This is a genomic window from Brachybacterium sp. AOP43-C2-M15 (assembly GCF_052446295.1).
Taxonomy (GTDB): Bacteria; Actinomycetota; Actinomycetes; order Actinomycetales; family Dermabacteraceae; genus Brachybacterium.
In genome coordinates, this window is sequence record NZ_JBQSWB010000013.1 from 85,022 (window position 1) to 107,940 (window position 22,919).

Here is a 22,919-nt window from a genome sequence, read left to right on the forward strand (position 1 = left end):
CCGAGAAGCTTATGCACGGTACGTGGCGCCGGTCACCCCCTGTCCGCATCGTTTCAAGAACGACGGGCCGGAGAGAACCGCGCTCAGTGCTCGCGGCGCCCGATGTGCTCGAGGTGCTGAGGGGGCTGGAGGTGTTCGAGCAGCGCCTCGAGCGAGCGCTCAGCCCGGAACGCGTGCCCGCCGTCGGTGACCACGAGCCCGGGAGGAGGTGCGCCGTGCGCCTGCCACACCGGGGCAAGGCGGGAGGACGCCTCTCGGGTCGCCGCGATCGGGAAGAGCGGATCCTGCTCCCCCGCCTCGAGCACGAGGGCGCGCGGGGCGACGAGAGCGGCGATGTCCGCCATCTCCAGATCCGGCAGCAGACCGGGGATGATGTTGCAGGGGCAGTGCCGGATCGAGGCGATGCTCGCCGCGAAGGTGCAGAAGTAGTTCGCGACCAGGGCCGCGGGGATCGACGGGTCCACGGCCGCGAGGAGCAGGGCGACCGCGCCGCCTCCGGAGCCGCCCGCCACCGTGACCCGGGACGCCTCCACGCCCGGCAGGCCCCGCAGCGCCTGCACGGCGGCGCGGGCGTCGGCGACCCGGCGCCCCATCACGGGCCTGCCGTGCAGCAGGTGGGAGGCCGCGTCGATCCCGCAGGAGCTCTCGCCCTCCTCGTACGGCGGCTGGTCCGCGCTGCGCGGCAGGCGCCGACGGCCGAAGCTCACCATCTCCGGGCACAGCACGGTGACCCCGGCCCGCACGAACTTGTGGGCGAGCGCGTCGTGGTACTCGTCGGCGGGGTCGGTGACGACCAGGTCGTCGACGCCCCGGCCGTGCCCCGCCACGAGGACCACGCCGACACCGGTCGCGATCCTCGGGTCCGGGCGCAGCAGCAGGGCGGGGATCGACTCGCCGTCCGCGGAGCTCACCTGCACCTCGACGGGCGAGCCCGCTGCGAGCCCACCCCGGAGGCCCTCGATGCGCCCCTGTCGTCGGTCCTCGAGATCGAGCCCCAGCAGCTCACGGAGGTGAGCGCGCAGACCGTCGGCGTCGGCGGAGGGGTCGCTCACGGCGTCCACCGCGGATCCCGCCCGAGGAAGGCGAAGAGCTCCTCCTGCTCGGTGGCGTCCTCGGGGACGGGCTGCTGCTGCCCGAACTGGCCGCTGGACCGCAGCATCTCCTCCATCGCGCGCATGCCGGTGAGGGCCTCGTGCACGAGGTCCGGATCGAGGGTGTCGTCCTGCCCGGAGGAGCGGGCCAGGTCCCAGGTGTGGAAGAAGACGTCCCCGGTGAAGGCCTGGTCGATCACCTCCGGCAGCGGACGGTCCTGACCGGTGTGGGGGTTGGAGTGCAGGTGCTGGGCGGCGGCAGGATCATCGAGCAGCTCCTGCACCTGAGCGTCGAGATGCGTCCAGGCACCCAGCGGATCCTCGTCGGCCGCGGGCCCCTCGGCGAAGCGGACGTCCGAGCCGGCGTGGACCATCCCCGGCAGCCAGGTCACCAGGTGCCCGACCACGTCGCGGGCACGCCATTCCGTCACGGGTGTGGGGGCGTCCCAGTCGGTGACGCCCCGGGCCACGTCGGTGAAGCGGGCGGCGATCACACGATGCTTCTCGGCGGGCGGCAGCTGGGGCAGGGGCGTGCTCCCCGCTCCCCCGCTCATCGCTCCGCCTCCGCGGCGAGCAGCGCGTCGAGCGCCGCATAGCCCTCGTGGATCCCGACGTCCATGCCGGACTCGAGCATCCGGTTGCGCCCCTCGAAGGAGTCGAACAGGGAGGTGGCGTGCAGCCGGGTGCGTCCGTCGCCGAGGTCCTCGAGGCGCAGGGTCTCCAGGGAGACCGCCTCGGGCCAGCCGTCGTAGGTGAAGGTCTGGACGATGCGGTCCGCGGCGACCTCGTGGAAGCTGCCGTGGAAGGAGTACTCCTCGCTGCCGTCGCGGATGTTGGTGAAGGCCCAGGCACCGCCGGTGCGCGCGTCCCAGTGGTCGATACGGGTGGAGAGGTCCGCGGGCCCGACCCAGCGGGCGTAGAGATCCGGATCGGTGTGTGCGCGATGGACCTGCGCAGGGGTGGCGCGGAAGTCCCGCGTGACGCGGATCAGAGGGACCTCGGGGTCGGCCTCGATGGCGGCGGTCGGAAGGGGGTCGGGGGTCGTCTGCTGCTGCTCGGGACTGCTCATGGCGTGTGCTCCTCGGGAGGCGTGCCGTCCAGGTCCTGCAGGACGGCGTCGAGGCGGGTCATCCGCGCCTCGACGGCTCGGCGGTGTCGGTCGATCCAGTGGGTCAGCTCCCCCAGCACCTCGGCCTCGAGGTGCACGGGGCGCCGCTGTGCGTCGCGTCGGCGGGAGACGAGCCCCGCCGCTTCGAGGACCGCGAGGTGCTTGCTCACGGCCTGCAGGGAGATGTCGTAGGGGGCGGCGAGCTCGCCGACGGTGGCGTCGCCGAGGGTGAGGCGGGAGACGAGGTCCCGCCGCGTGGAGTCGGCGAGGGCGGCGAAGGCCCTCGAGAGTGCGTCGTCGTCCATCCCTCCCTTTCTCAACTGATCGGTTGACAACTCTGACGCTACGCCCGCCGGGTGCCGTTGTCAACCTCGGAGTTGAATACCCTGGTTCCGTCGCTCTGGGGCACCGACAGGGTCGTCGGGGAACGAGCCGGGCGTGCTGCAGGTGACACCCATGACGCAAGGCCGGTCGCAGGTGCCCCGGGATCACAGAGGCCGCACGCGCCGGAGGGGCGACGGGCCGCGCTGCAGGACCGACGAGGCCGCGCCCGGCCACGTCGCCTGACGTGTCGCTATCGCGCTGTCATAGCGACACGTCAGGCGACGTGACCCCGCACGCCCCGGCCCCACGGGACCCAGCCCCAGATCACCCGGCCCCGCACGCCGACGGTCACAGTCCGCGCGAGCGCCTGCGAGGGCCCGGCGATCACTCCCCCAGCTGCAGCTCCACGGTCGCGAAGGAGTGCGGGGGCAGCGTGAGCTCGAGGCCGCGTTCGTGCTCGCGCACGTCCGGGAGCTCGGCCGGCGCGACCGCCTCGGGCTGCTCGGGGGTGTTGTGCGCCGCCGAGCTCGCGCCGGTGAGCACGCGGGCCGTGTGGCCGGTGACCGAGCGCCCGCGCAGATCGAGGACGAGCGTACGGGGCTCGGCAGCATCGAGGTTCGACAGCGACACCAGCGCCGTCTCCCCCGTCGTCGAGGCCGACGCCGAGATCATCGGCAGCGCACGGCCGTCGACCTCGGCCACCTCCTCGGGCAGCAGCACGTGCGCGGCGAGCGCGCGGGCGTCCTGGTGCCCGGCGTTCATGGCGAACACGTGGTACGTCGGGGTGAGCACGAGGGCGCCCGACTCCGGGTCGGTGAGGATCATCGCCTGCAGCACGTTCACGGTCTGGGCGATGTTGGCCATGATCAGGCGGTCCGCGTGGCGGTGGAATCCGTCGAAGTGGATCGAGGCCACCAGGGCGTCGCGCACGGTGTTCTGCTGGTACAGGAAGCCGGGGTTGGTGCCGGGCTCGACGTTCCACCAGGTGCCCCACTCGTCGAACACAAGGCCGACCTTCTTGTGCGGGTCGTAGTGGTCCATCACCGTGGCGTGGCGAGCCACGAGCTCCTCGGCGCGTGCGGCCCGCGAGAGCGTGCGGTACCACTCCTCCTCGCTGAACTCCGTGGCGCTGCCCTTGTCCTCCCAGGGCCCGGACATCGTGTAGTAGTGCATCGAGATCGCCTGGTAGGGGCCGGCCTTCCCGTCCCGACCCTCGAGGTCCTTCGCCGCGCGCATGAGGGTCTCGGTCCAGGCGAAGTCGTCGTCGCTCGCGCCGGCGGCGATGCGGGTGACGGTGTTCCCCGGATCCCCACCCTGGTCGCGCACGTAGGTGGAGTACTGACGGGCCAGCGCCGCGTAGTCCTCGGCGCGCATGTTCCCGCCGCAGCCCCAGGCCTCATTGCCGATCCCGAAGAATGGCACCTTCCACGGCTCCTCGCGACCGTTCTCGCGGCGCAGCGAGGCCATCGGGGAGTCGTCGGCGCGGGTGAGGTACTCGATCCACTCGCTCATCTCCGCCACGGTGCCGGAGCCGACGTTGCCGTTGACGTACGCCTCGGTCCCCAGCAGCTCCACGAGATCCATGAACTCGTGGGTGCCGAAGGAGTTGTCCTCGACGATGTCGCCCCAGTGGGAGTTGACCATGCGGGGGCGGTCCTCGCGCGGGCCGATGCCGTCCTTCCAGTGGTAGTCGTCGGCGAAGCAGCCGCCGGGCCAGCGCAGGTTGGGGATTCGCAGGGCGCGCAGCGCCTCGACCACGTCGTCCCGGATCCCGCGGGTGTTCGGGATCTCGGAGTCCTCCCCCACGAAGAAGCCGCCGTAGATGCAGCGGCCCAGGTGCTCGGCGAAGTGGCCGTAGAGATGGCGGCTGATGGTGGCGCCGGGCAGGTCGAGATCGATGACCACGCGGGCGGGGCCGTCGGTGGGGGTGCTGCGCGGGGCGAGGGGGCGGGACCCGGTGGTGGTCGGCGCGAGGGCGCCGACGAGGCCGGTGGTCAGGGTGCGGGCGGTCATCGGAGCTCCTCGAGGGACGGGCGGCGGCAGGGGGACGGGCATCGGCCCGGCCGGGGCGTCCTCACCCGGCCGGACCGTGTACGGGGTCAGGCCCGGCGGGCCAGACGGATCAGGGACCAGGAGATCGCGGGCAGCTCACCGGTGAGGCGGCCGTCCGCGATCGCCACGGAGTCGTTGGCCGCGGGGACCACCGTGTCGGGGGCGTCCTTGGTGTTCGCGGCGTAGGGGTCCTCGTGGTGGAGGGTGAGGGCCTCGACCAGCTCGAGGTCGCCGAAGGAGCCGAGCTCCGCGTCGAGCGCGAGCGGGGCGTCGGCGCCGCGGTTGACCACGAACACGGCGAGCGCGCCGTCGGCCTCGTCCCAGGTGGCGACCGCGTCGGCCGCGGAGCTGGTGCCGAAGCGGGCGTTGTCGAACGCCGGAGCGTCCAGGCGCACGTCGAGCACCTCGCCGCGGGCGTGCTGCGAGGTCAGCGCGAAAGGGTGGAAGGTGGTCTGCTTCCAGGCCGCGCCGCCCGGCTCGGTCATGATCGGGGCGATGACGTTGACCAGCTGGGCGAGGGAGGCGGAGGCGACACGGTCGCTGTGGCGCAGCAGGGAGATCAGCAGGTTCCCGAAGACCACCGCGTCCTGGGCGGAGTAGACGTCCTCGAGCAGCACCGGCGCGACGGGCCAGTCATCGCCGCTGGGCGGGCGGGACTCGGCGCGGTGCTGGTACCAGATGTTCCACTCGTCGAAGCTGATCATGATGCGCTTGTCCCGCTTGAGCTTGGCGCGCACATGGTCGGCGGTCGCGACGACGGAGTCGATGAAGTGGTCCATGTCGTCGGCCGAGGCGAGGAAGGAGGCCTGGTCGCCGTCCTTCTCGGAGTAGTAGGCGTGGGCGGAGATCATGTCCACGTGGTCGTACGCCTCGGTGAGGACGGTGTTCTCCCAGGCGCCGAAGGTGTCCATCGAGGAGCTCGAGGAGCCGCAGACGATGAGCTCGAGGTCCGGGTCCTCCATCCGCATGGCGCGGGCGGTCTCGGTAGCGAGGCGGGCATACTCCTCGGCGGTCTTGTGGCCGATCTGCCAGGGGCCGTCCATCTCGTTGCCCAGGCACCACAGGCGGATGTCGTGGGGGGCGTCGTGGCCGTGGGCGCCGCGCTGGTCGGAGAGGTGCGTCCCCGCGGGGGCGTTGGCGTACTCGAGCACGTCCAGCGCCTCCTGGACGCCGCGGGTGCCGAGGTTGACCGCGTACATCGGCTCGACCTCCGCCGCGCGGGCCCAGTCGACGAACTCGTCGATCCCGACCGTGTTGGGGTCCGAGCTGTGCCAGGCGAGGTCGTGGCGGACGGGGCGGTCCTCGACCGGTCCCACGCCGTCCTCCCAGCGGTAGCCGGAGACGAAGTTGCCGCCGGGGTAGCGCACGGAGCTGACGCCGAGCTCGCGGGTGAGGGCGAGGACGTCGGTGCGGAAGCCCTGCGCGTCGGCCTGCGGGTGCTCCGGCTCGAAGATGCCGGTGTAGACGCAGCGGCCGAGGTGCTCGACGAAGGCGCCGAAGGTGCGGCGGCGCACGGGAGCGACCCGGAAGGCGGGATCGAGGGTGAGGGTGACGTGCGAAGACATCGGTGTCGGCGTCCTTCTCCAGGGGTGGGGTCGGCCCGTCCACGGCGGTGCGGCGGCCGGATCTGCAACTGCTGCAAGCACTTCTACAACGTTGCAAACAGCGTTCCACAGCTCGGCCCCGACGTCAACGGGGTCCCGGACCGCCGGCGCGACCGGGGTCGGGGCCCGTCGGCCTCCCCGCCCGCGCCCTCGCGTCTCCCCGGGCCCGGCCGGACACGACCTCCGTCACGTTCGCCTCCCCGGATCGGCGACGGTGCGAGAATCGACCGCATGTCCCCGCGATCCTCCTCCGGCCGACGGCGCCCGCCGTCGCTGCGCGACGTCGCCGAGCTCGCGGGAGTCTCCATCAAGACCGTCTCCAACGTGGTCAACGACTACCCGCACGTGCGGGAGTCCACCCGGGAGAAGGTGCGCGCGGCGATCCTGCAGGTGGGCTACCGCCCGCAGATGGCCGCCCAGCAGCTGCGCACCGGCGCGAGCGGGATGATCACCCTCGCGGTCCCGTCCCTGGCCTTCACCTACTTCTCCGACGTCTCGCAGCACTTCATCGACGAGGCCCAGCGCCGCGGGCAGACGGTCGTGCTGCACTCGACCTCCGGCGGCCAGGAGGCCGAGCGCACGGTGCTCGAGGGGTTCAAGCGGGTGCTCGGGGACGGCGTCATCTTCAACCCGCTGATGCTCGCGGAGGAGCACTTCGCACAGATGGAGCGCACCAGCCAGCCCACCGTGTTCATCGGCGAGCACCTGCCCGAGCAGATCCCGCAGGGCAGCGACTACGCCCGCATCGACAACGTCGCCGCCTCGCGGGCCGCGACCACCCACCTCCTGGAGACCGGTCGGCGCAGGCTCGGGTTCATCGGTGTCATCGACACCGACCTCGGCCTGCAGCCGCACAGCTCGGGCTCACTGCGCCGGGACGGATTCCTCGCCACCCTGCAGGCCCACGGCCTCCCGGCCGAGGCAGACGTCCTCCAGGCCGTCGACGCCTGGCACCGCCCCGACGGGTTCGACGGGACCGAGCAGCTGCTGCGGCGCCACCCGGACCTCGACGGCCTCGTCTGCGGCAACGACGAGCTCGCGATCGGCGCGATCGCGAAGCTCCGGCAGCTGGGCCGACGGGTACCGCACGACGTCGCAGTCATCGGCTACGACGACACCCCCGACGCCCCGTTCGCCTCGCCGCCGCTGAGCACCATCTCCCCGAACAAGGCGGCCCTCGCCCGCACCGCGCTGGACCTGCTCGGCGAGCGCATCGCGGGCCACGACGGCCCGCCGAGGGTGGTCGACATCCCCTACGAACTGGTGGTGCGCGGCTCCACCACGGGAGCGAGCTCCCGCGACGGCTCCCGCCCCACCGACCCACCGACCTCCGACCGCCCCGAGAAGGAGTGACGCGATGACCGTCCCCACCCCGTACGAGGACCTGCTGCGCGAGGTCATGGAGACCGGGCACGCCAAGGGCGACCGCACCGGCACCGGCACCCGCAGCCTGTTCGGCAAGCAGATCCGCTACGACCTCTCCCAGGGGTTCCCGCTGATCACGACCAAGCGCGTGCACACCCGCTCGATCATCGTGGAGCTGCTGTGGTTCCTGCGCGGCGACACCAACGTGGGCTACCTCCACGAGCACGACGTGAGCATCTGGGACGAGTGGGCCGACGGGGACGGCGACCTGGGTCCGGTCTACGGCGCGCAGTGGCGCTCCTGGCCCACCCCGGACGGCGGCGTGATCGACCAGATCACCGAGGTGGTCGAGCAGATCCGCACGAACCCCGATTCCCGGCGCCTGATCGTGAGCGCCTGGAACCCGGCCGACATCCCGCAGATGGCGCTCGCCCCCTGCCATGCGCTGTTCCAGTTCGAGGTGCATGACGGGAAGCTCTCCTGCCAGCTGTACCAGCGCAGCGCGGACCTGTTCCTCGGCGTGCCCTTCAACATCGCCAGCTACGCGCTGCTGACCCACATGGTCGCCCAGCAGACGGACCTCGAGGTGGGCGACTTCGTGTGGACCGGCGGGGACTGCCACATCTACGACAACCACCACGAGCAGGTCGAGCGGCAGCTGTCCCGCGAGCCCTTCCCCTACCCCACCTTGCGGATCACCCGCCGCCCGGAGTCGATCCTCGGCTACGCGCTGGAGGACTTCGAGATCGTGGACTACCAGCACCACAAGGGCATCAAGGCGCCGGTGGCGGTGTGAGCGCTCAGGGAGCCGGCGGGATCGGACTGATCTGGGCGCAGGCGCGGGGCGGCGTGATCGGCGCCGGCGGCACCATGCCCTGGCACCTGCCCGAGGACCTCAAGCACTTCTCGCGCACCACCACGGGCTCGCCCGTCGTGATGGGCCGGCGCACCTGGGACTCCTTCCCCGCGAGGTACCGCCCCCTGCCCGGGCGCACGAACATCGTCATCACCCGCGACGACGCGCTCGAGCTGCCCGGCGCGGTGCGGGCGCGGTCCCTTCCGGAGGCCCTCGAGCTCGCGGCCTCCGAGGCCGCGCCGGGCGCGCCCACCTGGGTGATCGGCGGCGGCACGATCTACGCCGACGCGATCGAGGTCGCGGAGCGGCTGGTCGTCACCGAGATCGACCTCGACGTCGACGGGGACACCACCGCCCCGGAGATCCCGGAGGACTTCGCCCTGCGCAGCGCCGAACCGGCCGAGGGCTGGCACGTATCGGCGAGCGGCCTGCGCTACCGGATCCTCACCTACACCCGCTGAGCTCTCCGACCCGTCGCGGTCGGACCGCATGCGCTGCGGGGACGCGCTCGGCGTCAGTTCCGGGGTCGATGCCCAGGGAGCGCATGCCCTTGCCCCGGCATTTGCAACGTTGTAACGTGCTCTGCGGAGGGTCGCGGCCGCTCCATGGCGGCTGTCGCCCACCTCCGCGCTCCCGCCCCGCACCCCTGCGACCCCCTCAGCCCCGGAGCGGCACCTCGGAGCGCGGCGCCCACCGGCGGGCGGCCCCGGGGACCCGACGAAGGAGTCGATCATGGTGACCATCTCTCGACGCGGCCTGATCGCCGCCACCGCGACACTGTCCACGGCCGGTGGCGCCGCCGCCCTCGGCGCCTCCCGCGCCGAGGCGCGGCCTCCGCTCACGCAGCCCCCGCCCGACCCGAGCTTCACCGAGGTCTCCGTCCACGACCCCTCGGTGATCGCCGCCGACGGGCGCTTCCACGTCGTCGGCTCGCACCTGGCCGCGGCCCGCAGCGACGATCTCCTGCACTGGGAGGGCTACGCCGACCTGGTCACCCCGCAGAACCCGCTGTTCGAGGACGTCACCCAGGAGCTCGCCGAGGCCTTCGCCTGGGCGAACACCGACACCCTCTGGGCGGCCGACGTCTCACGGACCCCCGAGGGCCGGTTCCGCATGTACTACTGCGCCTGCGAGGGCACCTCCCCGCGCTCGGCGATGGGCACCGCGATCGCCGATCACGTCGAGGGGCCGTACCGGGACGAGGGGATCTTCCTGCGCTCGGGCATGTAGGACGAGCCCAGCGAGGACGGAACGATCTACGACGCCCAGATCCACCCCAATGCCATCGACCCGCACGCCTTCGTCGACGCCGGGGGACGGCACCGCCTGGTCTACGGCTCCTATTCCGGCGGGATCTTCCTGCTCGAGCTGGACCCGGCCACCGGGCGCCCTACGCCCGGACAGGGATACGGCATCCATCTCGTCGGCGGGAACCACGCCCGCATCGAGGCGCCCTACATCCTGCACTCCCATCGCAGCGGCTACTACTACCTGCTGCTCACCTTCGGCGGTCTCGACGCCGACGGCGGCTACAACGTGCGCCTGGGACGCTCCCGCGATGTGGAGGGGCCCTACCTCGACCCGATGGGACAGGACCTCCGCGAGGCGGCGGCGGACCCCGACCTGCCGCTGTTCGACGACGCCTCCATCGAGCCGTTCGGCGCGAAGCTCCTGGGCAACCACCGGTACGCCGACGCGGAGGAGGCCGGCCCCGGATCCGGCTACGTCTCCCCCGGCCATGTCTCCGCCTGGAGCGGCGAGGACGAGGAGGACATCTTCCTGTTCCTGCACAGCAGATTCCCCGGCACCGGGGAGCTGCACCAGGTGCGCGTGCACCGCATGCACGTCAGCGCCGACGGCTGGCTCGTCGTCTCGCCCCACCGGTACGCCGGGGAACCGGCGAGCGATGCACGCGCATCCCGCCTGCACCGCACCGACCTCGAGGGCGACTGGCAGCTGGTGGACCACGGCCGCGCCATCAGCCCGGAGGTGGTCGAGTCCCTGCCCGTCCGTCTCCACCGCGACGGGAAGATCTCCGGGTCCCGCACCGGACGCTGGAGGCTCGAAGGGGCCTCCCGCGCCACCCTGACCCTCGACGGCGAGGCGTACCGAGGCGTGGTCACCCGCGGGTGGCGGGAGAGCGCGGGGGCCTGGACCCTCACGTTCAGCGTGCTGGGGGCCGACGGCCGCTCGCTCTGGGGCACGAAGGAGCTCTGAGCCGTCCTCTCACCCCGGAGCCGCAGCGACCTCGAGCTCGGCGCCGGGGATCTCCGCGTCCCGCGCCACGGCGGCGTCCCAGGCAGGGTCGAGCTGCGCGGCGAGCTCCCGCTGGAACCTGCCGGCGAGGCCGCTCGTCGCGCCCCCGGTCCTGCGCACCACCTCGCGCAGCGTCACCGCCCCGACGGCCGCCATGGTCATGCCCTGCCCGTACAGCGGGGTGAAAGTCGCGGCCGCGTCGCCGAGATGGACCAGGCCCTCGGGAGCCGCCTCCGCCGTCTCCCAGAGCAGTCGGTGGCCGCCCGCCGCCCTGGCACTCGCCGGCTCCCCCACCGGCTCCGCGTCCGCCAGCGCGTCGGCGACCGTCGCCGCCGGCAGCTGGGCCAGCAGGTCCCGGAGCCCCGCGAGATCGCTCGGCGGGAGGTTCCGTGCGGTGCCGGCGACGGACAGCACGTGCTCCCCGTTCCCGCAGGGCTCGAGATCCACCGTGAAGGGAGCCTGCGCGCCGGCCGGGACGGACACGGTCCGCAGACCCTCGGGCAGCGCCCCATCGCGCAGACGCAGCCGCTGGCAGGTGTAGGCGACGTGGACCCGCGTGGTCAGCGCCCGAGGGCGTTCGGCTCCCAGGGCCTCGACCCAGGTGGCCGCACGGCTGCTGCGCCCGGCGGCGTCGACCACCAGGGCGCCGCGCAGCTCGTCGACGTCGGCCCCGCGCAGCCGCACGCCCCGGACGGTCCGCCCGTCGGCGTCGGCCAGGAGCCCGGCGACGGCTCCCTGCCGGGCGGTGACCGCGGGCAGGGCGAGCACCCGGCGGCGGAGCACGCCCTCGAGGACGGGCCGCGTCAGGCCCAGCGACCCCGGCGCGAGCACGGGCCCGTCGACACCGGCGCGGTCCCGCCGGACGTCGCGGTCCTTGCGGTGGTCGAGCGCCCCGGGGCCGTCGCGGTCCTCGATGCCGTCGCGCCGCCCCGGGCCGTCGAGCTCGGTGCAGCCGGCGGCCAGCAGCTCTCTCCGCAGTCCGGGCAGCAGCTCCTCCATCCGCTGCTCGCCCCGGGCGAGCAGGCGGTGGACGATCCGCCCCTGCGCGACCCCGCGCCGCGGTGCGAACGCCTCCGGTCCGTCGACGGGCAGCGGGTCACGGTCGATGATCGTGATCCGGTCGCACTGCTCGGCGAGGCCCGCCGCGGCGAGGAGACCGGCGACGCTCCCGCCCATGACGATCGCGTGGTCCAGCATCGTCCCCGGCCTCCTGCATGGTGTGCGGTCGCCGACGTTCGGCGACCGTCCTGCCATCCCACGCGAGGTGGGTCAGGTGAGGCAATCCTTCTGTGATGTTCGCTGCGGAACCTGTCGTCGCGGGCCACTCCCTCAGGGCCCGTCACGAGGCGCGGGGCGGTTCAGCCCTTCAGGCCGGAGCCCGTCACTCCCTCGACGATCTGTCGCTGGAAGAACATGTACAGCACCACCAGCGGGAGCGCCGCGAGGATCGCGCCCGCCTGGATGTCCGCGTAGCGGAGGCCGAAGCTGCCCTGCACTGTGGCGAGGCCGACGGGGATAGTCATCAGGCTCGGGTTCGACATGACGAACAGGGGCAGCAGCAGGTTGTTCCAGGTCCAGACGAAGGTGAGGATCGCGACCGCCGCGGTCACCGGTCGCGACAGCGGCATCACGACCGACCAGTAGATGCGCCACGAGCTCGCGCCGTCGACGCGCGCCGCTTCCTCGAGCTCCCGCGGGATCCCGTCGAAGAACTGCTTGAAGATGAAGACGGCGATCACCGAGGGCACCTGCGGGAGGATGACCGCCCAGTAGGTGTTCAGCAGCTGGGCGATCCGCAGCTGCTCGAAGATCGGCACGATCAGCACCTGGCTGGGGATCATAAGCCCGATGATGATCGCCAGGTAGATCACGGCTCGGCCTCGGAACTCCATGCGGGACAGGGCGAAGGCCGCCATGGAGGCGAACAGCAGCGTCAGCACGGCGGTCACCACGGAGGTCACACCGCTGGCGAGGTACCAGTTCCAGATGTCGCCCTGTCGCATGAGACCGAGGTAGGAGTCCAGCGTCGGGCTCCAGCTGCTGAGGATCTCCTGCGCACCGAGGGCGGCCACACCGTTGTCGGTCAAGGACGTCTTCAGGGCGAACATGCTCGGGATCAGCCAGATGATCGCGAAGACCACGAGCACCACCGTGGAGGCCACGGTGAAGCCGCGGCCGCTACTGCCGGCGTGGGCCGAGGGCCGGGCCGGAGCGGCGGCAGAGATGCCGGAGCGTCGGGAGCGGGCGGGGCGGGCGTCGGTGAGAGTCATGTCAGGAAGCCTCCTCGCGCTTGGCCCCGATGCGGCTGACGAGCTGCTGGGCGATCGCGATCACGAGAATGATGAGGAACAGCAGGACGGAGGCGGCGGACGCGGCACCGATCCGGTTGTCGGTGAAGGCCGTCTCGGTGATGAGGCCGAGCGCGACCTGGGTCGAGATGCCGGGGCCGCCCTGCGTCATCAGGTAGACCTGGTCGAAGATCTTCAGGCTGGCGATGATCTGCAGCAGGATCACCAGGGCCGTCGTCCGCGTGAGCAGCGGGATAGTCACGGACCGGATCTGCTGCCAGGCGGTCGCGCCGTCCACGGCGGCCGCTTCGTACAGCTCGCGGGGGATTTCCTGCAGGCCGGCCAGGTAGAGCACGAAGTTGAAGCCGATGGTCCACCAGATGGTGGCGATGGCGATGCCGATCATGGCGGTGCGCGGGTCGGAGAGGATGCCGTCGCCAGGCGTCAGGCCGAGCAGGCGGGCCGGCAGCGACCAGAGCCCGGTCGACGGGGTGAACACGAAGACCCAGATGAGGGAGATCGTGGCCGAGGGCAGGATGAACGGCAGGAAGAACGCCAGCCGGAAGAACCACTGCCCGCGGGAGACCCGGTTCGTGAGCACCGCGAAGATGAAGGAGAGGATCACCAGCGGGGGCACGGTGTACAGCGTGAACTGGAGGGTGTGCCAGAGGGAGGACCAGAAGTCGTCCCTGGCGAACATCTCCAGGTAGTTGTCTAGCCCGGCGAAGGAGCCCAGGCCGGAACGGACGGTGGAGGTGTTGAAGAAGCTCGCGATCATCATCCAGATCGTCGGGCCGATCATGAAGGCCGCGTAGAAGAGGACGAAGGGGGCGAGGAAGAGCCAGGCCTGCGGGGTCCTGCGGCGCACGGAGGCCGCCTGCTTAGCGGTCCTCCTCGGCGGAGCGGACCGTCGGGCGGTCGGGGACGTCGTCGTCATGTCGGTGGCCTTCCGGTCAGAGGGGGCTCGGCGTGGAGGTGTAGATCTCGAGCTGGTTCCGGATGGCGGCGAACGCCCGCTCCGGGCTCAGCGCCCCCTGCTGGACCAGTCCCAGCTGAGCCCCCACGGTCGCTTCGAAGGTGGAGCCGGAGCCGCCGTACCAGGCGGGGTCGTCGTACACCGCGTGGTCGGCCGCTCCGGCGTAGTGCTGCTGCGGCTCGAGCGACTGGAACTCCGAGCTCTCGAACGTGGGCAGGTAGGAGGGGACGTGACCGCCCTCTGCCCAGATGAGGCTCTGGTCGAGCATCGCCTTGATGAACTCCATCGCCAGCTGCCGCTGCTCGGGCGAGCGGTCCTTCCGCGGCAGGATGAAGGTGTGGGAGTCGGCTTGCACCGCGGGCTTGTCGAAGATCCGGGGGATCTCGGCCATCCCGAAGTCGAGGCCCTCGATCGACTGCGCCGTCGCGATCTCCCACTCGCCCTGGAGGTAGAAGCCGGCATTGCCGATGAACATCTCCGTCTGCGAGCCGGCGTAGTCGAGGTTGGAGTTCAGCCAGCCCTCGTCGACCCAGCTCGTGACCAGATCCATCACCTCGAGGAAGCTGGGCTCGTCGACGCTCAGGACGGCGCCGTCCTCTGAGAGGAACGGCGTGGCACTCTCGAGCTGGTTGTACAGGGTCCAGAAGAACCGCCACGGAGTGGAGGTCTCCGCAACGTTCGCGACCGTGATCGCGGTGCCGCCCGTGACGGCGCTGATCTCCGCCAGCGCCGCCTCGAAGGCGTCCCTGCCGTCGAGGTCGATGAGGATCCCGTCGGCGTCCAAGAGCCCGGCCTGCTCACAGACCTCCTTGTTGTAGAAGAGGGTGAACGGGTGTGTGTCCAGCGGGATGGCGATGTTCTGCCCGTCAGTGACCTGCGTCGTCCATGCCTGCTCGGCGAAGTCTGCGCTCGAGAGCCCGACGCCGGCCAGGTCCTCCTCGGTGATCGGGTCCAGGATCCCCCCGGCCCAGAGCGGCTTGGCACGGGTGAGGTGGGCGACGGCGACGTCGGGCGGCTGGTTGCCGACCGTGGCCAGCGTCAGCTTCGAGTAGTACGGGTTGCCCCAGGCCAGGGTGGTCGCCTGGAGGGCGGCGGCGTTCTGCTCGCGGTAGCCGGCCTGCATGTCCTGCATGCGCACGCCGTCGCCGCCCCCGAACAGGTTCCAGTACACGACGGTGCCGGGGTCGAGCTCCGTTCCCAGCAGACCCGCCGCCAAGGGGGTCGAGCACCCGGAGAGCACCGTTCCGGCGACTCCGAGGGCGGCCGCTCCGAGCACCCGACGACGGGACATCCCCGGGATGCCCGGAAGCTCTGCGATCGATGTTCGGGGTGGGCGGTTGCTCATCTCAGCTCTCCATCGGCCGGTGGTCCTCCGGGCCGAGCGGCCCGACGGCGTTCGTCTCATCGGTGCGGAGGGGCTGCGAGTTCGTCTCGAACGGATGCTCCGGGTCTCGCAGCGCGCCTTCGCGGCGAACGACGCATCGCAGGGGCGGACGGGCCGAGGAGCGTCTGTGCTGTCCGTCGGCGCCGAGTGCGCTGCGTCACGTCCTCGACTTTACATCGTTGCAGGAGACCGTGCAACGGATCTCCACCGCAGGTTGCGGCCACTTTTCTCGATGCATCGCGCCGTCCGCGCACGACGGCCTCCCCGGACCTCGCAGGAGGGTCCGAGGAGGCTGTCGCGCGTCCGTCGCGCGCCCGTCGGGCGCACGCCGTCGCGGCTCAGGCGCCCGCGCCTGACCTCTTCTTGTTCCAGACGTCGAAGGCGACGGCGATCAGCAGCACCACGCCGCGCACGACGGACTGGGTGGACTGGTCGATGCCCATGATCTGCATGCCGTTGGACATGACCGCCATGATCAGGCCGCCGATGATCGCACCGTGCACCTTGCCGATGCCGCCGGTCACCGCGGCGCCGCCGATGAAGGCGGCCGCGATGGCGTCGAGCTCGAACATGTTGCCGGCGCCCGGCTGGGCGCTGTTGGAGCGGGCGGAGTAGACGATGCCGGCGATCGCGGCGAGCAGGCCCATGTTCACGAACAGGAGCATGTTCACCCGCCGGGTCTTCACCCCGGAGAGCCGGGCGGCCTGGAGGTTGCCGCCCATGGCGTAGATGTGCCGGCCGAAGATCGTGCGCTGGCTGATGAAGCCGTAGATGAGCACCAGGGCGGCCAGCAGGATCAGCACCACGGGCAGGCCGCGCGAGTGCGCGAGCTGCCAGGCGAAGGCCATCACCACCGCGGCCACGGCAGCATTCTTGATCCAGAACAGGTACTGCGCCTCGACCTGCTGCTTGTACTTGAGCTTCGCGAGGCGCCCGCGGTACTGCTGGGTCGCGAACACGACGATCAGCGCCGCGGCGAGGATCAGGGTGAAGGCGTCGTACCCGTTGCCGCCGAGGATCCCGTTGAGGAACCCGCCGGAGATGTACTGGTACTCCCGCGGGAACGGCGAGAGCGAGACGTTGCCCAGCACCTGCATGGTCAGGCCGCGGAAGATGAGCATGCCGGCCAGGGTGACGATGAAGGCCGGGATGCCCACATAGGCCACCCAGAACCCCTGCCACAGCCCCACCAGCACACCGGTGCCCAGCGCCGCGATCACGCCCACCCACCAGGGCAGGCCGTTGCCGATCACCACCACGGCGGCGACGGAGCCGGTCAGCGCCACCACCGAGCCCACCGACAGGTCGATGTGCCCGGCCACGATGATCAGCACCATCCCGATCGCGAGGATCAGGATGTAGGAGTACTGCAGAACGAGGTTGGTGAGGTTGCCCGGGCTGAGCAGCCTGCCTCCGGTGAGGATCGTGAACAGCACGATGATGAACACGAAGGCGATGTAGATGCCGCTCTGGCGCAGGTTGCGCGTGAACAGCTCTCGGATGTCAGAGGTGCCGGCCATGAGCCGCGCTCACTCCCTCTCCATGGTCATGAGCTCCATGAGGCGCTCCTGCGTGGCGTCCTGGGCGGCGACCTCACCGGTGACCCGGCCCGCGGACAGTGTGTAGATGCGATCGGACAGCCCCATCACCTCGGGCAGCTCCGACGAGATGACGATGATCGCCTTGCCCGCCTCGGCGAGCTCGTTGATGATCGAGTAGATCTCGAACTTGGCGCCGACGTCGACGCCCCGGGTGGGCTCGTCGAGGATCAGCAGCTCCGGCTCGGTGTACAGCCACTTGCTGAGCACCACCTTCTGCTGGTTGCCGCCGGAGAGCTTCCCGACGGTGGACATCACCGTCGGCGTCTTGATGTTCAGCGAGGAGCGGTAGCGCTCGGCGACCGCGATCTCCTCGTTGCCGTTGATCCAGCCGCCGGTGGTGACCTTCTTCAGGGCCGCGGCGGTGACGTTGGTGCGGATGTCCTGGATGAGGTTCAGCCCGTACTGCTTGCGGTCCTCGGAGACGTAGGCGATGCCCGCGTCGATCGCGTCGGCGACGGTGCGCAGGCGCACGGGACGACCGTGCACGTAGGCGCTCCCGGAGATGTCGCGGCCGTAGGACTGGCCGAACACGCTCATCGCGAGCTCGGTGCGCCCCGCGCCCATGAGTCCCGCGATGCCGACGACCTCGCCGGCGCGGACGGTCAGCGACGCGCCGTCGACGACCGTGCGACCGGCCTGGGTGGGATGGCCGACGTGCCAGTCCTCGATCCGCAGGATCTCCTCGCCGATCCGGGCGCTGCGCTCCGGGTAGAGGTTGTCGATGTCCCGACCCACCATGCCCTTGATGATGCGGGGCACCAGACCGCGCCGCTCCTCGGCCGGGACCTGCATGTCGATGGTCTCGATGGTCGAGCCGTCGCGGATCACGGTGGTGGCGTCGGCGACCGCGGCGATCTCCCCCAGCTTGTGGGAGATGATGATCGAGGTCACGCCCTCGTCCCGCAGGTCGCGGATGAGGCCGAGCAGGTGCTCGGAGTCATCGTCGTTCAGGGCGGCGGTGGGCTCGTCGAGGATCAGCAGGCTGACGTTCTTCGAGAGCGCCTTGGCGATCTCGACCAGCTGCTGCTTTCCCACGCCGAGCTGGCCGACGGGGGTGACGGGCTTCTCCTTGAGGCCCACGCGGGCCAGCAGCTCGGACGCCCGCGCGTTGGTCTCGTGCCAGCTGATCACGCCGGCCCGGGCCTGCTCGTTGCCGAGGAAGATGTTCTCGGCGATCGACAGGTGGGGCACCAGGGCGAGCTCCTGGTGGATGATCACGATGCCCTCGGCCTCGGACTCGTTGATCGAGGCGAAGCGGACGGGACGGCCGCGGTAGTGGATCTCGCCCTCGTAGGTGCCGGCCGGCTCGACGCCGGAGAGCACCTTCATGAGCGTGGACTTGCCGGCGCCGTTCTCCCCGCAGATCGCGTGGATCTCCCCCTCGCCCACCGTCAGGGACACGTCCTTGAGGGCGATGACGCCGGGGAATCGCTTGGTGATGGACCGCATCTCGAGGAGGTGCGCGGCCGCGTCGGACGAGGACGCAGGCTGATCGCTCCCCTGATGATCGGTCCCCTGGTGTTCGGTCATGGAGCCCTCCTTCGGGCAGGGGGTCCCGGTGCGCGACGGCGCCCCGGGACCCCACCGGGGTTCTGCTGAGGAGAATGTCGACTCTGGGCCCGCCTCCTACCGCCTCGTTCCTCGGCAGCATGTCGGCGAACCATCTCTCCGGGCCCGCCTCCTACCGCCTCGTTCCTCGGCAGCACGTCGGCGAACCATCTCAGAGCTGTCCGGATTCCACCTGCTCCTCGGTGTAGTACCCGGAGTCGACCATGATCTCCTCGTAGTTGTTCTCGAGGACCATCTGCACCTCGAGCAGGTACGAGGGGACGACCTTCACCCCGTTGTCGTAGGTCTCGGTGTCGTTGGCCTCGGGCTCGTCGCCCGTGAGGATCGACTCCGCGGCGACGATGGCCTGGTCGGCGAGGTCGCGGGTGTCCTTGAAGATCGTCGAGGACTGCACGCCGTCGGCGATCAGCTTGATCGAGGCGATCTCGGCGTCCTGACCCGTGACCACGGGCAGGCCCTCCTCGATCGTCGGCCCCAGGCCCGAGTTCTGCAGGGCGTTGATGATGCCGCGCGAGAGCGGATCGGCGGGCGCCAGCACGCCGGAGAGCTCCTCGCCGCCGTTGTAGTGGGTGGTCAGCAGGTTCTCCATGCGCTTCTGGGCGGTCTCCTGCTCCCAGCGCTGGGTGGCGGCCTGCTCGATGTCCAGCTGGCCCGAGAGCACCTCGAGCGTGCCGTCGTCGAGGAAGGGCTGCAGGGTGTCGACCGCGCCCTCCCAGAACAGGTGGGCGTTGTTGTCGTCGAGGGAGCCGGCGAACAGCTCGATGTTCAGCGGGCCCTCGGGGGCGTCGTCGGCCGGCTCGAAGCTCTCGTCGAGCAGACCCAGGCCGAACAGCAGGGCGTTGGCCTGGTTCACGCCCACCTTGTAGTTGTCGAAGGTGACGTAGAAGTCGACGTTCTCGTTGTCGGTCAGCAGGCGGTCGTAGGCGATGACCGGGATGCCGGCGGCGGCCGCGGCGTCGAGCTGGGCGGAGAGGGAGGCGCCGTCGATCGAGGCGATCAGCAGCACGCTCACCTCCGAGTTGACCATCTGATCGATCTGCTGCTGCTGCGTGGGGATGTCGTCGTCGGCGTACTGCATGTCGACGACGAAGCCCTTGTCCTCCAGGCCCTTCTTGATGTTGTTGCCGTCGGCGACCCAGCGCTCGTAGGTCTGGGTGGGCATCGCGACGCCCACGGTCTGCTCGCTGGGCGGGGCGTCGGGGTCGGGGCCGCCGGAACCGGCGCCCTCGCCGCCGCAGGCCGCCAGTCCGAGCGCGGCCGCGGCGGCCGACGCTCCCAGCATGAAGGTTCTCCGGTTGTGCATGGCTTCTCCTCGTCGAAATCACCGTCTGCTGACTGCAGCAGGGACAACGCGCCGGTGCACCTGCGGCCCCGCGCGGCGTCCATGCCGCGCGCGAGGCCGACGGGGCGTCGGCGGAACTTCCGGGCCTGGTCAGGTCCGTCTCGAGCGGTCCTCACGCCGTCTGTGGCGTGCCGCCGTGGGCGGTGGGGACCGCTCGAATGATAACGTTCACATCGACGCCGCTGTCAACACGTCCCGGCCGCACCCGGGTCACAACTCGGCAACGGGGCGAGGGCCCGCCGCCCGGACCGCCCCGCGCCCGGTCGCGGCCTGATCCGTCCGACGCGAGGAGACACCGATGAGCCCCACCCCGCGCCGCCCCTCGATGGGGGACGTCGCCGCCCGCGCCGACGTCTCGTACCAGACCGTCTCCCGCGTCCTGAACGACCCGGGCATCGTCAGGCCCGCGACCCGCGATCGGGTGCTCGAGGCGATCGCCGCGCTCGGCTACACGCCCAACCGCGCCGCCCGCACGCTGAAGACCACCCGCTCCTCCCTCGTCGGCGTCCTCAACGACGGCTCCTCGCTGTTCGGGCCCGCGGAGACCACCTCCGCGATCGAGGCCGCCGCGCGCGAGGCCGGCTACTCGCTGCTGCTGACCTCCCTGCCTCCCGGCGGCGACGGGGAGCGCCAGGTGGGGGCGGAGCTGCTGGGGTCCGGGGTCGACGGGATCCTCGTGGTCGCCGGCCATGAGGGGATGACCGAGTCCGTCGCCGCGGTGGCCGGCTCGACCCCGGTGGTCGCGGTCTCCGCGCAGCCGCCGCAGGAGGCCGGGGTGGAGGTGGTCGGCATCGACCAGCGCCGCGGAGCGCACCAGGTGGTCGAGCACCTGCAGCGCACCGGCGCCCGCTCGATCGTCCACGTCTGCGGTCCGACGGACTGGTTCGACGCCCGCGCGCGCCGGGGCGGCGTCGAGCAGGCCCTGGACGAGTTCGGGCTCGACGGCGCGATCATCGGCCCCGGCGACTGGACACCCCGCTCGGGCTACGAGCTCACCGGCGATCTGATCCGCTCCGGCCCGCCGGAGGCGATCTTCGCCGCGAACGACATGATGGCCATCGGCGTGCTCCACGCCCTGCACGAGCACGGCCTGCGGATCCCCGAGGACGTCGCCGTCGTCGGCTTCGACAACACGCTCGGCGCCGAGTTCCTGCTCCCCTCCCTCACCACGGTCGCGCAGCCCTTCGCGGCCGTCGGCCGGGCGGCGCTGGGGCACCTGGTGGAGCTGATGGAGAACGCGCCCGCCCGCGCCGACCCCCCGCAGGAGCTGGCGCCGCGCCTGGTCGTGCGCCGCTCCACCCGGCCCGAGCGCACGCACTGACCCGCCGCCCCCCCGCCCGAGACGACCTTCCCCGCTCCGCCGCCCAGATGATTGAGTGATGCCATGACGCCCGCCGCCGCGCCCGCCGCAGACCACCAGGACCCCGCCTCCCGCCAGACCTCCTCCGCCCTCATCGAGGACGGCCGCGCCCATCTGGGCATCGAGCTCGGCTCGACCCGCATCAAGGCGGCGCTAATCGACGACGCCGGCACGGTGCTCGGCGCGGGCTCCCACGCGTGGGAGAACCGGTTCGAGGACGAGAGCTGGACCTACGCGCTCGAGGACGTGTGGACCGGCATCCAGGACTGCTACGCCGACCTGGTGCGCGATGTCCGCGACCGCCACGGCGCCGAGCTCACGCGACTGCGGAGCCTGGGGATCTCGGCGATGATGCACGGCTACCTCGCCTTCGACGCCGACGGCGCCCAGCTGGCCCCCTTCCGCACCTGGCGCAACACCTACACGGCCGACGCCTCCGCCGAGCTGAGCGAGGCCCTGGGCCTGAACATCCCGCTGCGCTGGAGCGTCTCCCACCTGCTGCACGCCCTGCGCGGGGGCGAGCGGCACGTGCCCGACCTCGCCTTCCTCACCACCCTCTCCGGCTACGTCCACTGGAGGCTGACCGGGAGGAAGGTGCTCGGCGTCGGGGACGCCAGCGGCATGTTCCCGATCTCCGCCTCGGGCGACTCCTTCGACGCCGAGCAGCTCGAGCGCTTCGCCGCCCTGGACGGCGTGGCGGAGCTGCCCTGGTCCCTCCCCGAGGTGCTGCCGGAGGTGCTGATCGCCGGTCAGGACGCCGGCTCGCTGACAGAGGAGGGCGCGGCGCTGCTGGACCCCACCGGGGCGCTCGGCCCCGGCGCGGTCACCGCCCCGCCCGAGGGTGATGCCGGGACCGGCATGGTCGCCACCCACGCGATCGCCCCCCGCACGGGCAACGTCTCGGCGGGCACCAGCGCCTTCGCCATGGTCGTGCTCGAAGGGCGGCTGTCGGGCCCGCGCGAGGAGATCGACATGGTCACCACGCCGGCAGGCGATCCGGTGGCGATGATCCACACCAACAACTGCACCACGGACCTCGACGCGTGGCTGGGGCTCTTCTCGCGCTTCGCCGAGCTGATCGGACGCCCCGTCGACGCCGAGGAGCTCTACGGCGCCCTGTTCGGCGCGGGCGCGGAGGGCGAGGCCGACGCCGGCGGCGTGCTGAGCTACAACTACGTCTCCGGCGAGCACCAGACGGGCGTGCCCTCGGGCCGTCCCCTCCTGGTGCGCGAGCAGGAGGCGCGCTTCAGCCTCGAGAACTTCATGCGCGCCCAGCTCTACGGAGCGTTCGGGGCGCTGGCCGTGGGCATGGAGGCGCTGCTGAAGGACGAGGGCGTGCAGCTGGACGTGATGTACGCGCACGGCGGCATCTTCCGCACGAAGGGCGCGGCGCAGCAGGTGCTGGCCGATGCGCTCGCCACCCCCGTGGCCGTCGGCGACTCCGCCGGCGAGGGCGGGGCCTGGGGGATGGCGCTGCTCGCGGCGCACACGGCGCAGGACGGCTCCGACTCCCTCGAGGACTACCTCACGACGCAGGTCTTCTCCTCCCAGGAGCTGACCGCTCTCGAGCCCGACGAGGCCGGGATGGCCGGGCACGCCCGCTGGCTGGAGAGCTACCGCACCGGGCTGCCCGTCGAGCGCCTGGCCGGCGAGACCCTGAGCTGAGGCAGGCCGTCCCGGCCCTCCACCGAGCCTCATCCACCCAGGTCAGCGCAGTGGACTGCCCTTGCAATCCGGGCGTCG

General features: G+C 71.4%; 19 protein-coding genes and 1 pseudogene. 7 read left to right on the forward strand and 13 right to left on the reverse strand.

The window, feature by feature from the left end:
• Positions 1-83: 83 nt before the first annotated feature.
• The 6 genes from ACT3SP_RS14670 to arfA all read right to left on the reverse strand — a co-directional run bounded on the left by ACT3SP_RS14670 (position 84) and on the right by arfA (position 6,140).
• Positions 84-1,052: a dienelactone hydrolase family protein gene (locus ACT3SP_RS14670; protein ID WP_444588044.1), complete on the reverse strand. Its 969-nt coding sequence runs from the start codon at positions 1,050-1,052 to the stop codon at positions 84-86.
• Positions 1,049-1,645 carry a maleylpyruvate isomerase family mycothiol-dependent enzyme gene (locus tag ACT3SP_RS14675; protein ID WP_444588045.1) on the reverse strand — a complete coding sequence of 199 codons (597 nt, stop codon included), beginning with the start codon at positions 1,643-1,645 and terminating at the stop codon, positions 1,049-1,051. Before ACT3SP_RS14675 ends, ACT3SP_RS14670 begins: the two co-directional genes overlap by 4 nt.
• On the reverse strand, positions 1,642-2,160 hold the full coding sequence (locus tag ACT3SP_RS14680; protein WP_444588046.1) for an SRPBCC domain-containing protein: 519 nt from the start codon (positions 2,158-2,160) through the stop codon (positions 1,642-1,644). Before ACT3SP_RS14680 ends, ACT3SP_RS14675 begins: the two co-directional genes overlap by 4 nt.
• Positions 2,157-2,504, reverse strand: a complete 348-nt coding sequence (locus ACT3SP_RS14685) for an ArsR/SmtB family transcription factor (protein WP_444588047.1) — start codon at positions 2,502-2,504, stop codon at positions 2,157-2,159. Before ACT3SP_RS14685 ends, ACT3SP_RS14680 begins: the two co-directional genes overlap by 4 nt.
• 403 nt (positions 2,505-2,907) lie before the next feature.
• Positions 2,908-4,536, reverse strand: coding sequence for an alpha-N-arabinofuranosidase (locus ACT3SP_RS14690; RefSeq protein WP_444588048.1), 1,629 nt, complete (start codon positions 4,534-4,536; stop codon positions 2,908-2,910).
• A gap of 86 nt (positions 4,537-4,622) precedes the next feature.
• Positions 4,623-6,140 (reverse strand): arabinosylfuranosidase ArfA, encoded by a 1,518-nt coding sequence (arfA, locus tag ACT3SP_RS14695; RefSeq protein ID WP_444588049.1) that lies wholly within the window; start codon positions 6,138-6,140, stop codon positions 4,623-4,625.
• A 270-nt stretch (positions 6,141-6,410) separates the two neighbouring features.
• Here arfA and ACT3SP_RS14700 point away from each other — a divergent pair, with 270 nt between their 5' ends.
• The 5 genes and pseudogenes from ACT3SP_RS14700 (at position 6,411) to ACT3SP_RS14720 (ending at position 10,617) form a co-directional block, all read left to right on the forward strand.
• Positions 6,411-7,532 (forward strand): LacI family DNA-binding transcriptional regulator, encoded by a 1,122-nt coding sequence (locus ACT3SP_RS14700; protein ID WP_444588050.1) that lies wholly within the window; start codon positions 6,411-6,413, stop codon positions 7,530-7,532.
• A 4-nt stretch (positions 7,533-7,536) separates the two neighbouring features.
• Positions 7,537-8,340, forward strand: coding sequence for a thymidylate synthase (locus tag ACT3SP_RS14705; RefSeq protein ID WP_444588051.1), 804 nt, complete (start codon positions 7,537-7,539; stop codon positions 8,338-8,340).
• Positions 8,337-8,861: a dihydrofolate reductase gene (locus ACT3SP_RS14710; RefSeq protein ID WP_444588052.1), complete on the forward strand. Its 525-nt coding sequence runs from the start codon at positions 8,337-8,339 to the stop codon at positions 8,859-8,861. Before ACT3SP_RS14705 ends, ACT3SP_RS14710 begins: the two co-directional genes overlap by 4 nt.
• A gap of 271 nt (positions 8,862-9,132) precedes the next feature.
• Positions 9,133-9,981: pseudogene (locus ACT3SP_RS14715) on the forward strand (family 43 glycosylhydrolase); the annotation flags it as partial.
• A 3-nt stretch (positions 9,982-9,984) separates the two neighbouring features.
• On the forward strand, positions 9,985-10,617 hold the full coding sequence (locus ACT3SP_RS14720) for a glycoside hydrolase family 43 protein (protein ID WP_444588064.1): 633 nt from the start codon (positions 9,985-9,987) through the stop codon (positions 10,615-10,617).
• Positions 10,618-10,626: 9 nt separating this feature from the next.
• Here ACT3SP_RS14720 and ACT3SP_RS14725 read toward each other — a convergent pair whose 3' ends face one another.
• The 7 genes from ACT3SP_RS14725 to chvE all read right to left on the reverse strand — a co-directional run bounded on the left by ACT3SP_RS14725 (position 10,627) and on the right by chvE (position 19,777).
• On the reverse strand, positions 10,627-11,853 hold the full coding sequence (locus ACT3SP_RS14725; protein ID WP_444588053.1) for a hypothetical protein: 1,227 nt from the start codon (positions 11,851-11,853) through the stop codon (positions 10,627-10,629).
• Positions 11,854-12,014: 161 nt separating this feature from the next.
• Entirely contained in the window at positions 12,015-12,926 is a 912-nt protein-coding gene (locus ACT3SP_RS14730; RefSeq protein WP_444588054.1) for a carbohydrate ABC transporter permease, read from the reverse strand.
• A 1-nt stretch (position 12,927) separates the two neighbouring features.
• A complete protein-coding gene (locus ACT3SP_RS14735) occupies positions 12,928-13,812 on the reverse strand; it encodes a carbohydrate ABC transporter permease (RefSeq protein ID WP_444588055.1) in 885 nt (294 codons plus the stop codon).
• A gap of 85 nt (positions 13,813-13,897) precedes the next feature.
• A complete protein-coding gene (locus ACT3SP_RS14740; protein WP_444588056.1) occupies positions 13,898-15,265 on the reverse strand; it encodes an extracellular solute-binding protein in 1,368 nt (455 codons plus the stop codon).
• Positions 15,266-15,642: 377 nt separating this feature from the next.
• Positions 15,643-16,824, reverse strand: a complete 1,182-nt coding sequence (gene mmsB / locus ACT3SP_RS14745; protein WP_444588057.1) for a multiple monosaccharide ABC transporter permease — start codon at positions 16,822-16,824, stop codon at positions 15,643-15,645.
• Positions 16,825-16,833: 9 nt separating this feature from the next.
• The gene (mmsA, locus tag ACT3SP_RS14750; RefSeq protein ID WP_444588058.1) at positions 16,834-18,435 is read right to left on the reverse strand and encodes a multiple monosaccharide ABC transporter ATP-binding protein; all 1,602 of its coding nucleotides are present in this window, start codon (positions 18,433-18,435) and stop codon (positions 16,834-16,836) included.
• Positions 18,436-18,625: 190 nt separating this feature from the next.
• A complete protein-coding gene (gene chvE, locus ACT3SP_RS14755; protein WP_444588059.1) occupies positions 18,626-19,777 on the reverse strand; it encodes a multiple monosaccharide ABC transporter substrate-binding protein in 1,152 nt (383 codons plus the stop codon).
• Between the two features lie 337 nt (positions 19,778-20,114).
• Between chvE and ACT3SP_RS14760 the strand changes: the two genes are divergently transcribed.
• Together ACT3SP_RS14760 and ACT3SP_RS14765 are read left to right on the forward strand one after the other, a co-directional pair.
• Positions 20,115-21,137: a LacI family DNA-binding transcriptional regulator gene (locus tag ACT3SP_RS14760; RefSeq protein WP_444588060.1), complete on the forward strand. Its 1,023-nt coding sequence runs from the start codon at positions 20,115-20,117 to the stop codon at positions 21,135-21,137.
• A 63-nt stretch (positions 21,138-21,200) separates the two neighbouring features.
• Positions 21,201-22,841 carry a xylulokinase gene (locus ACT3SP_RS14765; protein ID WP_444588061.1) on the forward strand — a complete coding sequence of 547 codons (1,641 nt, stop codon included), beginning with the start codon at positions 21,201-21,203 and terminating at the stop codon, positions 22,839-22,841.
• Positions 22,842-22,919: the final 78 nt, after the last annotated feature.